This window comes from Nostoc sp. DedQUE05, from assembly GCF_034530955.1.
Classification (GTDB): Bacteria; Cyanobacteriota; Cyanobacteriia; order Cyanobacteriales; family Nostocaceae; genus Nostoc.
Window position 1 is genome coordinate 1 of sequence record NZ_JAVRCB010000009.1, and the last position, 12,526, is coordinate 12,526.

The window sequence follows — 12,526 nt, forward strand, 5'->3', positions numbered from 1 at the left end:
TATTGCTGTTTACGCTGCTTGATTGAATTAAAAATGGATAAAGTCGAGCTTAGAGCATGTTTGAAAAGTCATCCAACGTATGTTTGACTACTCTGGCTATCGAGAAGTTGAACTAGATAAAGAGAGTTATAGCAGATTTAAGTCGATCTAACAATACCACTTTATTGAGAAACAATATCAAATTATCATGGTATCCTTTATTCCGTTTAAAAAATGGCTAAAAGGCTACACAATCATGTAATCTATATATTTATCAAGAAAGATTATCAATTCGATGATTAAAATACTGTTAAATATTGATATTATCTATTGAAAAAACAACTAGCCAGCAGAGCGTCATATTTTCAAATTACGGCAGGATCATGATAAAAGCGACCACAGTGTCACCTAAACGATTGAAGCAGCCACAAATATCAGCCTTATTTGGTCTGGTTTTAGGGCTATGTATGCTGCTAATTTGCTTGGTGTACAGTGTGACGCTAGGTGCAGCAGAAATACCTTTAGACAAAATTTTGACATCTTTTATAGCCTCTGATGGTTCCTACGATCGCTTAGTTATTCAGACCGTGAGATTACCGCGATCGCTAATTGCTATTGTTGTAGGTTCAGCCCTTGCTGTATCGGGAGCATTGATGCAGGGTTTGACACGAAACCCCTTAGCAGACCCAGGTATTTTAGGTATTGAGTCAGGAGCCGCCCTGTTTGTCGTTGTGTCAACTTTTGTTTTTGGCAGTTCATCCCCAAGTATTTACGCTCTTGTGGCCTTTTTGGGTGCGGGATTAACGGCAGTGTTAGTTTACATTCTTGGTTCTCTGGGACGGGGAGGAGCCACTCCACTGAATTTGACGGTAGCGGGAGCGGCGTTAACTGCTCTGATTTCTTCCTTCACCACTGGTATCCTCATTGTCAGTCAACAAACACTCGAACAAGTGAGATTTTGGTTAGCTGGTTCATTATCTGGTCGAGATTTTAATTTATTCTTACAACTACTGCCTTTCATCGCTATGGGATTAGTATTAGCTTTTACCCTCGGCAGACAAATTACCACTATGAGTTTAGGTGAAGATGTCGCTAAAGGCTTGGGTCAACAGACAGCTTGGATCAAAATATTTACCGCTATCAGCGTAGTTTTATTAGCAGGAAGTTCCGTTGCCCTTGCAGGGCCAATCGGCTTCATTGGTTTAGTCGTTCCCCATATAGTGAGATTTTACATTAAAGCCGATTATCGTTGGATATTACCTTATTGTGCAGTTTTGGGTGCTATTTTACTGTTGGTTGCAGATATTGCCGCCCGTATATTGTTTAAACCACAGGAGTTACCTGTAGGCGTAATGACAGCAATAGTTGGCGCTCCTTTTTTTGTCTACCTAGCTAAGTCAAAGGTGAAAAAATGAGTTTTGATTGGCTAGTCATTCGTTCCCAAGCGATATCTTTCCGCACCGACCGACGTGTACCAGTCATACTGTTATGTTTGGCAGTAGCGATTGTAGTGGCGATGGTGATGAATATAGGGCGGGGTGAATATCCAATCTCGCCTTTGGATATCGTGAAAACTATATTGGGTTTAGATACAGGAAACCCAGACCATCGATTCGTGATTCAGAATCTGCGTTTACCCCGCACCCTTGTAGCTTTTATGGTGGGAGTGGCGCTGGCAATTTCTGGCACTATCTTCCAAGGATTGACACGCAATCCATTGGCTGACCCAGGTATTATCGGTATCAATGCTGGGGCGAGTCTGGCGGCAGTTACAGTAATTGTGCTATTCCCATCAGCACCGATTTATACCTTACCTTTATCAGCCTTTGCTGGTGCATTGCTGATGGCGATTTTAATTTACTCGCTGGCTTGGAATAACGGTAGTTCTCCGATTTTATTAATTTTAATGGGTGTTGGCTTGTCTGCGATCGCCAGTGCCATAACCAGCTTGATGATTACCTTTGGAGAAATTTCTGATGTTAGCAATGCTTTGGTTTGGTTAGCTGGAAGCGTCTACGGCCGGACTTGGGAGCAAGTCTTTTCTTTGTTACCTTGGTTGATTATTTTTGTGCCAATGGCTTTAACACTAGCAAGGCATTTGAACGCTCTTAACTTAGGAGATGATGTTGCCAAAAGTTTAGGTACTCAAGTGGAATGGCAACGTGGTTTACTCGTGCTGGTAGGTGTAGCCTTAGCAGGTGCAGGAGTCGCCACCGCCGGAAATATTGGTTTTATCGGTTTAATCGCACCCCATTTAGGACGACAGTTGGTAGGTGCAACCCATGAAGGCTTGATTCCTACTTCCGCACTCTTGGGGGGAGTGATTGTTGTGATGGCAGACTTGCTAGGAAGAACACTATTTGCACCTATCGAACTTCCTTGTGGGATTGTAACTGCTGCTATTGGCGCTCCTTATTTTCTTTATTTATTAATTCGTAATCGCAAAAAATAAAGCTGGTAAATATGACCTATGAAAGGACTCTCAACTAAAAGTCTGTCTTTAGCTTATGATGGGGCGCTGATTATCCGTGACCTAAATTTGGCAATCCCTGCCGGACAAATTAGTGCTTTAGTTGGTGCTAATGGTTGTGGGAAATCAACTTTGTTACGAGGTCTGGCAAGATTGCTTCAACCCCGTGGCGGTACAGTCTATCTTGATGGAACGTCTATTTTCAATCTTTCTACCAAAGAAGTAGCACAGCAATTAGGTATTTTGCCCCAAGCACCAGTAGCACCAGAAGGGTTAACAGTGCAAGATTTAGTAGCACAAGGACGTTACCCTTATCAAAATTGGTTACAGCAGTGGTCAACAAAAGATGAAAAAATCGTGCAGCAGGCACTAGAAATTACAGATTTGTTGGAATTGGCAGATAGAGCATTAGATACTTTGTCTGGTGGACAACGACAAAGAGCTTGGATTGCAATGGCGTTGGCGCAAGATACAGAGATTTTACTTTTAGATGAACCGACTACTTTTTTAGATTTGGCGCACCAGATAGAAATTTTGGATTTGTTGTATGAGTTGAACCAAAATCAGAGACGGACAATTGTTATGGTACTGCATGATTTAAATCAAGCGTGTCGTTATGCTGATTACTTAGTTGCAATCAAAGATGGTCGAATTTTTGCTGCTGGGGAACCAAAGCGAGTCATGACTCAAGAAATGGTTCAAGAGGTTTTTGGGTTGGAGTGTCGGATTATTCCTGACCCAGTGATGGAAACGCCAATGTGTGTACCAATAGGACGCAAGGGAAAAGTAATAAATAACAAACAAATGTACTTAAATTCCTGATTCTATTTTTATTAGAAATATCGCTCTCATGAATCATCTAACTACAAATAAGAAACTGTCGTGACAATCACATCAAAATCTCCTAGAGTATCTAAAAATCAAAGAAATTCAGCCCATCCTTTACAACGCCTGCTCAACTATGGCAGCCAATATCGACAACAAATTTGGCAGGCAACAGCATGTTCTATAATTAATACAATTTTAGATTTAGCACCACCGTGGTTAATTGGTATTGCGGTAGATATTCTCGTAGAGCAGCAAAATTCTGTATTTGCTAAGTTGGGTGTAAAAGAAATATTTTGGCAGTTTTCACTACTTTCATTTATAACTATCATTGTCTGGATACTAGAATCTACTTCTGAGTACGCATATAACAGAATTTGGCGTAATTTAGCCCAAAATATCCAGCATAATTTACGCTTGGATACCTACAATCATGTACAAGAATTAGATTCAGCTTACTTTGAAGAAAGCAGCACTGGCGGTTTGATGGCAATTTTGAATGATGATATCAACCAGTTAGAAGATTTTTTAAATTTTGGAGCCAATGAAATTATCAATATTATCGCTTCACTGATCATTTTAACTGGTGGTGCATTCTTCATTTTACCCCCATACATCACCTTCGCAGCAATGTTACCAATGCCATTTATTGTTTGGGGTTCCTTTAGTTATCAAAAGCGTCTGGAAGCTCGTTACGCTGAAGTCCGGGAAAGAGTAAGCTTTCTGAACTCACGACTAGCCAATAATATTAGCGGTATTACTACAATTAAAAGTTTCACTGCTGAACCTTATGAAAGCGCTAGATTGGCAGGAGATAGCGAAGCCTATAGAAAAAGTAACACCAAAGCAATTAAACTTTCTGCCGCATTTGTGCCCTTAATCAGAATGCTAGTTTTAGCAGGGTTCACAGCTTTATTATTTTGGGGAGGTATGGCAGCCTATGCTGGTCAAATATCTATCGGAAATTACAGCGTTTTACTGGTTTTAGTACAGCGATTATTATGGCCTTTAGTAACATTAGGAGAAATATTTGACAAATATCAAAGGTCAATGGCTTCTACTAATCGGGTGATGAATTTATTAGATGCTCCCATCAACATTACTGCGGGAGACAGATTCTTACCTGTGGATCGAGTTCGAGGTAAAATTGACTTTAAACAAGTTACTTTTGCTTATCACGATAGAGAAGCAGTAATTAAGAAATTATCTTTACATATCCCCGCAGGTAAAACTATTGCTATTGTTGGTTCTACAGGTTCTGGAAAAAGCACTTTAGTTAAATTATTGTTGCGATTGTATGATATTTCTTCTGGCACAATTACTATTGATGATATTAATATTCAAAAATTAAATTTACGTGATTTGCGTCGCAGTATTGGCTTGGTCAGTCAAGACGTATTCTTATTTCATGGTACTATTGCTGAAAATATCGCCTATGGTACTTTCGATGCTACTGATAAACAAATCATTGAAGCTGCGAAAATTGCCGAAGCTGATGATTTTATTATCAGCCTACCCCAAGGTTATGAGACAATAGTCGGAGAACGGGGTCAAAAATTATCTGGTGGACAACGCCAAAGAATTGCGATCGCTAGGGCTGTTTTGAAAAACCCGCCTATATTAGTTTTAGATGAAGCTACCTCAGCAGTGGATAATGAAACTGAAGCTGCCATTCAGCGTTCTTTGGAACGAATTACTGTTAATCGAACCACAATAGCCATAGCTCATCGTCTTTCCACTATCCGCAATGCTAATTGTATTTATGTGATGGAATATGGAGAATTAGTTGAATCGGGAACACACGAACAATTGTTAGAGAAAAATGGGATTTATGCTGGTTTATGGAACGTGCAATTGGGGGTAAAATAAAATATAGGATGTTCCTGAATTATCAAATCAAACATACTTTATTAAAGCTATGATTTGACAGGCGGAATTTGCGCTATGCTTGCAGACTGCAAAAGATCGGGAAGTTGTTCCCAAGCTAAAACTCCTTTACGGCTCTTGATATACAGTTGTATAAATTCTAGTAAAGGTGCTGGGCTTTCTTCAGGGAGAAGATTAGCAAAAACATAGGTGGGCTTATCGTGGCTCGATACAGATACAACGCAGCCTTTATTGCAAGCCCATAAACATCCAACGGGCTGAATTTTAAGTTCATTAGCATGAAATTGTTGGGCGCATAAAGTGTTTAGTTGGTCAAGTAAAATATCACCATCGAAAGGGGCTTTTTCTGGTCGTTCTTCAGATGAGCGATGACAAGATTTGCAGACGAATAACGTGTGTTTAGTCATTTAATTTAAGGGGTGTTAACAAGGTATTTATAGAGGTCATCGATTACTGCATTGGCTGCAAGCAAATTTGACCGTGCCAATTTTAGATTTTAGATTTCGGATTTTAGATTGAGGTGGCTTTCAGCGCTTTCTATAATAGTTTTTGCTGGAGTTTTTTAAAAAGTTTTTGTTCATCATCTCCATAAAACCCTATAAATATAATATCACCGTCTATCTTCGATAGTTATTATTCAGGAATAAAAATATATCCTTTATAGATGAATAGGGGATGTTTAGTCATCATTTAGAATGTATTGACAAGGTATTTATAAAGGTCATCAATTACTACATCAGTTCCAAGCATATTTGTCGCCGCCCATGACATAAAATCAACATAATAAACATGATTCTCTTGAACAGCCTTAAGGGTTTTCCAAAGTGGCTCTTGTTGTTTATCTTCAAGAAATTGATTGCCACCACTTGAATAAGTTGTCACAAATAAAATATCGCCATCTGCTTTATTTAATTCCTCTAATGAAATAGGAAACGATCCATAAACTGAATCCCTATTTTGTGAAGCTGGACGCTGCAAAAGAACATCGTTAAGAATTGAACCAGCAAAGGAATTTTTTGCATCAATATATATTTGATTGTGCCCAAGAGTTACGAATGATATTTTTTTACCTTGATAGCGACTTCCTAATGCTTGTTTTAGCTTTTTTATTCGCTGATAGTAGCGTTCCCAAAGTTCTTTCTCAACTTCTTGTTTTCCCAGTGATTGTGCAACAAAACTGAAATGTTTTTGCCAGTTGATGTAATCAATTTCGCCTAATACTGTAGGGGCAATTTTAGATAGTAAAGGATATATTGGCTTAAACCAATCTACACCAATAATTAAATCTGGTTTGAGTAGTAATGTTGCTTCTAAATTGGCTTGAGAAAGTCCAAGTAATTTTATTCCCTTTGGATCGCCATTCATAGATGTTAGAGAGTTTCCTTCTACGTAAACTTCGTTAGTTGTCCCGATAGGTTTAACCCCAAGTGCTAGGACATTGCCTAAAGTACATGAAGATAAGGTAACAACACGCTGGGGGTTAATAGGAACACAGGTTTCCCCCATCGTGTGTTTAACCATACGACATTCTGCGGTTGGTTGTTTAGGTAATGAGGATGTATTGTGAAGTGCGCGATCGCTGCAAGCTGTAACTAGAGTAAATCCTAAGATGCCCAATATTAGCCAATAGGAAAAATGTCGCATGATTGTCTTAAGTCTTAATTATTAAAGCTGCCACGAAATGGTTCCTTGGACTGTAAAAGGCTGTCCATAACCAACACGACTGCCAAAATACGTATTTTCAAAATACTCTACGTCAAATAAGTTTTTGAAATTGAGTCCGACTCTAAATCTATCTCTGTTGTAGAAAACAGCTGCATCAGTCCGAACATAACTCGGTACTTCATAAGTATTTGGCAAATCTCCAGCGCGATCGCCCACAAAAAATAAACCTAAACCAAATCCTAACCCTTGTAAATCACCTTTTTGAATTTCGTAGGTTGTCCATACGTTGAAAGCATGGTCTGCGGTATTGGGCAAACGACTTCCAACTGGAATAGTAGCATCCTCGGTAATACGGGCATCAGTATAAGCATAGCCTGCAAGAATATTCCATCCTGGCAAAATTTCGCCCGTCAGACTCAGTTCAATCCCTCGGCTGTTCTGCTCACCTGTTTGGATTTGAAAATCTTGATTATTCGGGTCAGTTACCAAGACATTGGTACGCGTCAAATCATAGAAAGCAAGCGTTGCCGAAAGTCGGTCGTTTAAATCTGCCTTTACACCAACCTCATACTGCCTACCCCGTTCTGGGTCAAAACCTGTCGCCAAACTAGCGCCAAAAAGATATGTGCCTCTTGCTGGAGTAAATGAACTGATATAGCTGGCATACAGTGAAATAGCTCTTATGGGTTGATAAACAATTCCAAACCGAGGATTCAAGGCGCTATCTGACTGGCTACTTTCTGTATTAGTAGGAAAATCTTCAGAGTATTGCTTAAAACCATCAAACCGCGCACCCAACAGCACCTTCAAATTTTCTGTTATGGCGATTTGATCTTGAAGATAAATTCCTAAAGAATCTGTTGTTGCTTTATTGCTAGTTTCAAAAGTAAACTCACCTCTTGGTTGACCGTAAATAGGGTTAAATATGTTGATAGATGCAGCATCAGCAAATGCATATCTTGGTGTTGCGTTTATATAATGATTCAGATCGACTCCAAATAGAAGCTGATGCCGAATTGAACCTGTGGAAAACTTACCTACAACATTTGTTGTCAGAATATAATTCGTGAAATATTGGTCAAATATTGAGAAAGAACGGCTAATAGTTTGGTTGTTTGCATCTAAACTTCCAGGTCTCGTTTGTGCGGCATAGTAACTGTTAAAACCATACCGAAAAGCATTGTTCAAAGACCAATTGTCGCTAAATTTATGTTCTAGCTGATATCCAATCCTTGTAGTCGATCCGTTTATTTCATCGGTCGGTTCAGTAAGGTTGCGATTACGGGGGATTTTACCGTAAGGGTTCGGAAATATAGTGCCAACAGTCGGTACACCAAATTCTGTGCCAGAATTTCTAGTCTCAATGTAGTCTGCGCTTAAAGTCAGCTTAGTTCTTTCGCCAATCGCCACATCGATCGTAGGTGATATATTGAAGTTTTCACTACTGTAGAAATCGATAAAACTGCCTGAATTTCTATAAGCTGTATTGAGCCGATACAATACGCTTTTTGAATCATTTAACGGCCCAGAAAGATCGATCGCACCTCTGTAGAAGCTATAGCTGCCAACGGTTGCATCAACAGCGTAAAAAGGCTCACTTAAAGGAGGTTTAGTGACGATGTTGATGCTTCCTCCCGGACTACCCAAGCCAAATAGTACGGATGCTGGCCCTCTGAGTACCTCGACTCGCTCAACATTGGCAAGTTCAACCGTATCTCCAACCCCAGGATCGGGTAAACCATTCCTAAGCAAATTATTATCCGCTAGAGCAAATCCGCGAAGTCTATAGAAAACACCTGGGCCACTGGTAAATTCTTGAGTTACACCCGCAACGTTTCTGAGTGCATCATCTAAGCGAGTAACCTGTTGGTCGCGCAACACTTGTTGTGGTACTATCTGAATCGATTGAGGAATGTCACGCAAGGGTGTATCGGTTCTTGTCGCAGTTGAAGAATCAGGTACGCGATACCCATCTTGCTCCCCTGTCACCACCAATTCAATCGGCTCATCTGGTTGCGCTGCTGGTTCCTCTTGCGGTGTCTCATTTACTGGTTGCTGTGGTGTTATCGGTGGCTGCGTCGCCGTTGCAGCAGTTGTTGTCACTCCAAAAATCAGACCTTCATCACCATCAAACAACTCAGCTTGTGGTAGTCCTGCCTCACCTACCACCATCACCCGGACAGTATTTGCATCCTGGTTGATGACTGTAATCTCAGTCACTCCCGTAAGTGGTTTTTCTGAACGAAATACGAAAGCTTCACCACTAGGCAAACGCAGTTGGGCGTTGGGAATATCAGCAATAAAGTTATTCCCCTGACTACGATTTGTAATTTGTAGTTTTTCCCCAAGAGATGTCTCTAGAATTAGCTCTACACCTTTGTCTGTGGGATTTACCTTGACTCCTGTGATTGGTATGACTTGTTGATCCCCATTTCTTTGTTCTGAGTTAGGGGGGTTAGTTGGTGTTGGTGACTGTACCAGCATTTGAGCGCTAGTAGCGGGAAGTTCGATTTCGCTTAGTTGGCGAATATTTTTACTTGTTTTATCCGACTTTGTTTTAAGGAGTTGGGATTTGTTGCTACTGGGAGTTAGTACTGGAGATTTGCTGTTCGCAAATTTTTTATCTGTAACTGCAACCTTTTCATCTAATGCAGATTTCCCTACCTTGTGGGTAGAAGATTTGCTTTGAACATTCTCTCGTACTTCCTCACCTTTAGCTGGAGTGTTAATCACAACAACAACCGCACCTGTTAACAGCAGGCTTTGAAAAAATTTATCTAACTTCATTGATCCGCTTACACTCAATCACACTACTTGGCCGGACTCGGAGACACAATGACAATCTTTGAAAAGAATTGTCATTTAGGTTTAAGCTAGTTGAATCATATTATGAACTGATGCTAGACACAAGATAATTAATAATCTTTTTTATTTAATTTGGATAGCAAGCAGTAATTATTCTTATAGCTATTTGTTTGCTTGACGCGTCATCAGAGATGGAATTAGTAGCTAAAACTACTTCCTCGATAAGTATTTCCAAAATGCCTAGATAACCTTATTGTTTATTTATTTGCCCAAATAGAACGAAATCCTGTGTTATTTAGCCCTATGCAAAACTTAGACATCTATTTTGAGATGGGGTTTGGAAAAGTATATTGCTCGTCATCTATAAACAAGGTTACATAAAAAAAGCTGATGTAGATGTAGCTTTTTGATAATTTTTATATATAAAAATTCTCTTGCTAAAGCAACTCATTCTCGTTAATCTAATCAAGGATAAATAAAAATTACTTGCAATAAAGAAAATATTTATCCAAAAAAATTCTATGGAATTTTTTTTGTACTTACGCAATATATTACTCAAACTCTGATTTCTCCGTGTCCTCTGCGGTAGCCTGCGCCTTCGCCTTTGGCGTTCTCGTAGAGGAGCAGCTTCTACGAGAACGTAGCGTGTGGTAGACAGAAGCTTTGCAAATGCGTCTACGTTATTCCGTAACTCGTGCGTAAGTCCTATCTTGAAAAAAATCTTTGATTGATGCTCTTGCACCAAAACAAGTTGCACATCGTGCTGAGTATGTTGGAGTTTTTATGCAAATTCAAGCTAATGAATCAATTTTAAAAATCAAAAGTCCTAGTACAAAGCAATTTTCAGAGTTATTGAAACAATATCATCCTTTTATAATTAAAGATGTTGCTCAATATTGGGATGCTTGTAATAATTGGACAAATGATTATCTGATAAAAAAGTGCGGAAATAATCTGGTTCCAGTACGGTTTTTTAAGAAAGATTTTTGGCAAGACTATAAAAACTTTGCTTATGAAGATGGGTACGAAACTCCAAAAGAAATGAAATTGGAGGAGTATATAAATAACCATATAGAAGATAGGGTTAGTAAAAATAATAATCTTCATAGTTTAGAATGTTATTTAAATCAGGCATATTTTGAAGAGCGCTTCCCTGAAATTATTGGAGATATAACTTATCCAGAATACTTCAACAGGAAGGCGTTTGTGATGTTATGGTTTGGTTTATCAAGTAAAAGTTTTTCCTCAAATAGTCCTCTTCACTTTGACTTATCACATAATATTTTTGCCCAAATTAGAGGTAGAAAAAGAGTACTCTTATTTCCACCTTCAAATTATTTGTCATTCTATCCACCTCTTGAGGCCCGTTCTGGGGCAGCATATGATAGTAAGGTCAATCCGGATCTATTAAATTTGGAATTATTTCCGAAGTTTCCCTGGCAAGAAAAAATAGAATTTGTACTTCAACCGGGAGAAATACTTTACCTACCACCTTTTTGGTGGCATCGAATGACCGCAGTAGATGATAATATCTCATTATCATTTTGGTACGATGTTAAAATCCAAGACTTTTTCTGGCAAAAGAATATGTTGTCAGTTTTTTTAAAGACTGCACCTTATTATTTATATCATTCAATTTCTGTTGGAAATCTCACTTTCAAAGATTTTATCATTTTTATAAGGCAATTTTTGATTGATACTATTGTGACCAAATAAGTTGCATATCGCGTTGAGTTGAAATCAAAATAAATAAAAATTTTCATAGTAGTTTATAAGCATTGGCTTTGCCTGGAAAAATTGTTTGATTAGGAGATAATCAAAAATATTAACTTGGAGTCAATAAAATGACATCAACCAAGAAACTGCTTTCATAATTTATAGATGAATAAAAACCTAATAGTCATTCTAGATGGCAATATCTATAAATAGTGCAAAAATTTTAGTTAAATTCAGGAGATTGAAGTTTCTATGCAAATTCAAGCGAGTGAATCAGTTTTAAAATTCAAAAGCCCTAGTACAAAAGAATTTTCAGAAATATGTAAACAATATCAACCTTTTATCATTGAAGATGTTGCTCAACATTGGGGCGCTTGTCAGAATTGGTCTAATGATTATCTGATAAAACATTGTGGAAATAACATGGTGCCAGTCCGGTTTTATAAGAAAAACTTTTGGGACGATCATAAAAATTTTTCTTATGAAGATGGTTACGAGCCTAAAAAAGAAATGAAATTTCAGGAGTATATCAAGAACCATATAGATCGTAAAAACAATAACGAGCAAGACTTAGAATGTTATTTATCTGAAGCAGGTTTTGAAGAGCGTTTTCCTGAAATTTTTCAAGATGTAACTTATCCAGAATACTTTGACAGGAAAGCATTTGTGACATTGTGGTATGGTTTCTCAAGTAAAAACTTTTCTTCAACTACTACACTTCACTTTGACCCACTACATAATATTTTTGCTCAAATTCGAGGAAGAAAAAGAATACTTTTATTTCCGCCTTCAAATTATTTGTCATTTTATCCACCTCTTGAGGCTAGTTCTGGCGCAGCATATAATAGTAAGGTAAATCCAGTTGTCTTTAATTCGGAGTTATTTCCGAACTTTCCTTGGGAAGAAAGAATAGAAGTTATACTTCAACCGGGAGAAATACTCTACATTCCGCCTTTTTGGTGGCATCATCTTTCCGCAGTAGATGATAATATCTCATTATCATTTTGGTACGATCTTAAAATACAAGATTTTTTATGGCAAAAGAATATGGTGTCAGTTTTTTTCAACATTGCACCTCATTATTTATCTCATATAATCTCTGGTGGAAATCTGAATAATTTTATGGATTTTTTTAAAAGTATGTTTGTTTGATGAATTTTCTGGTAACAAAGTAAGTTG

Annotated in this window: 9 protein-coding genes; 6 read left to right on the top strand and 3 right to left on the bottom strand. The window is 38.3% G+C overall.

The features are described 5' to 3' along the window. Positions 1–362: 362 nt before the first annotated feature. From RMZ42_RS08515 to RMZ42_RS08530, 4 genes are read left to right on the top strand one after another with little or no spacing between them, the layout of a single operon-like run. The gene (locus RMZ42_RS08515; RefSeq protein ID WP_322671002.1) at positions 363–1,394 is read left to right on the top strand and encodes an iron ABC transporter permease; all 1,032 of its coding nucleotides are present in this window, start codon (positions 363–365) and stop codon (positions 1,392–1,394) included. Further along, the gene (locus RMZ42_RS08520) at positions 1,391–2,431 is read left to right on the top strand and encodes an iron ABC transporter permease (RefSeq protein WP_322671003.1); all 1,041 of its coding nucleotides are present in this window, start codon (positions 1,391–1,393) and stop codon (positions 2,429–2,431) included. The genes RMZ42_RS08515 and RMZ42_RS08520 overlap by 4 nt, the downstream gene beginning before the upstream one ends. An 18-nt stretch (positions 2,432–2,449) precedes the next feature. Beyond that, positions 2,450–3,271 carry an ABC transporter ATP-binding protein gene (locus RMZ42_RS08525; protein ID WP_322671004.1) on the top strand — a complete coding sequence of 274 codons (822 nt, stop codon included), beginning with the start codon at positions 2,450–2,452 and terminating at the stop codon, positions 3,269–3,271. A gap of 60 nt (positions 3,272–3,331) precedes the next feature. Further along, the gene (locus tag RMZ42_RS08530) at positions 3,332–5,143 is read left to right on the top strand and encodes an ABC transporter ATP-binding protein (RefSeq protein WP_322671005.1); all 1,812 of its coding nucleotides are present in this window, start codon (positions 3,332–3,334) and stop codon (positions 5,141–5,143) included. Between the two features lie 47 nt (positions 5,144–5,190). Here the strand turns inward: RMZ42_RS08530 and RMZ42_RS08535 are convergent, their stop codons facing one another. The 3 genes from RMZ42_RS08535 to RMZ42_RS08545 all read right to left on the bottom strand — a co-directional run bounded on the left by RMZ42_RS08535 (position 5,191) and on the right by RMZ42_RS08545 (position 9,613). Beyond that, a complete protein-coding gene (locus RMZ42_RS08535) occupies positions 5,191–5,568 on the bottom strand; it encodes a DUF1636 family protein (RefSeq protein WP_322671006.1) in 378 nt (125 codons plus the stop codon). Between the two features lie 283 nt (positions 5,569–5,851). Continuing rightward, on the bottom strand, positions 5,852–6,682 hold the full coding sequence (locus RMZ42_RS08540) for an iron-siderophore ABC transporter substrate-binding protein (protein ID WP_322671007.1): 831 nt from the start codon (positions 6,680–6,682) through the stop codon (positions 5,852–5,854). Between the two features lie 144 nt (positions 6,683–6,826). Beyond that, positions 6,827–9,613, bottom strand: a complete 2,787-nt coding sequence (locus tag RMZ42_RS08545) for a TonB-dependent receptor (protein ID WP_322671008.1) — start codon at positions 9,611–9,613, stop codon at positions 6,827–6,829. A 741-nt stretch (positions 9,614–10,354) separates the two neighbouring features. On the opposite strand from RMZ42_RS08545, the gene RMZ42_RS08550 reads away from it, so the two are divergent. Both RMZ42_RS08550 and RMZ42_RS08555 read left to right on the top strand, forming a co-directional pair. Then, on the top strand, positions 10,355–11,347 hold the full coding sequence (locus RMZ42_RS08550) for a cupin-like domain-containing protein (protein WP_322671009.1): 993 nt from the start codon (positions 10,355–10,357) through the stop codon (positions 11,345–11,347). A 252-nt stretch (positions 11,348–11,599) separates the two neighbouring features. After that, positions 11,600–12,499: a cupin-like domain-containing protein gene (locus RMZ42_RS08555; RefSeq protein WP_322671010.1), complete on the top strand. Its 900-nt coding sequence runs from the start codon at positions 11,600–11,602 to the stop codon at positions 12,497–12,499. Positions 12,500–12,526 lie beyond the last annotated feature (27 nt).

Excerpts from the sequence above, each read along its gene's own strand:
- RMZ42_RS08515 (WP_322671002.1), top strand. The coding sequence starts at position 363 with ATGATAAAAGCGACCACAGTGTCACCTAAACGATTGAAGCAGCCACAA.
- RMZ42_RS08520 (WP_322671003.1), top strand. The coding sequence starts at position 1,391 with ATGAGTTTTGATTGGCTAGTCATTCGTTCCCAAGCGATATCTTTCCGC.
- RMZ42_RS08525 (WP_322671004.1), top strand. The coding sequence starts at position 2,450 with ATGAAAGGACTCTCAACTAAAAGTCTGTCTTTAGCTTATGATGGGGCG.
- RMZ42_RS08535 (WP_322671006.1), bottom strand. The coding sequence starts at position 5,568 with ATGACTAAACACACGTTATTCGTCTGCAAATCTTGTCATCGCTCATCT.
- RMZ42_RS08540 (WP_322671007.1), bottom strand. The coding sequence starts at position 6,682 with ATGGTTAAACACACGATGGGGGAAACCTGTGTTCCTATTAACCCCCAG.
- RMZ42_RS08545 (WP_322671008.1), bottom strand. The coding sequence starts at position 9,613 with ATGAAGTTAGATAAATTTTTTCAAAGCCTGCTGTTAACAGGTGCGGTT.
- RMZ42_RS08555 (WP_322671010.1), top strand. The coding sequence starts at position 11,600 with ATGCAAATTCAAGCGAGTGAATCAGTTTTAAAATTCAAAAGCCCTAGT.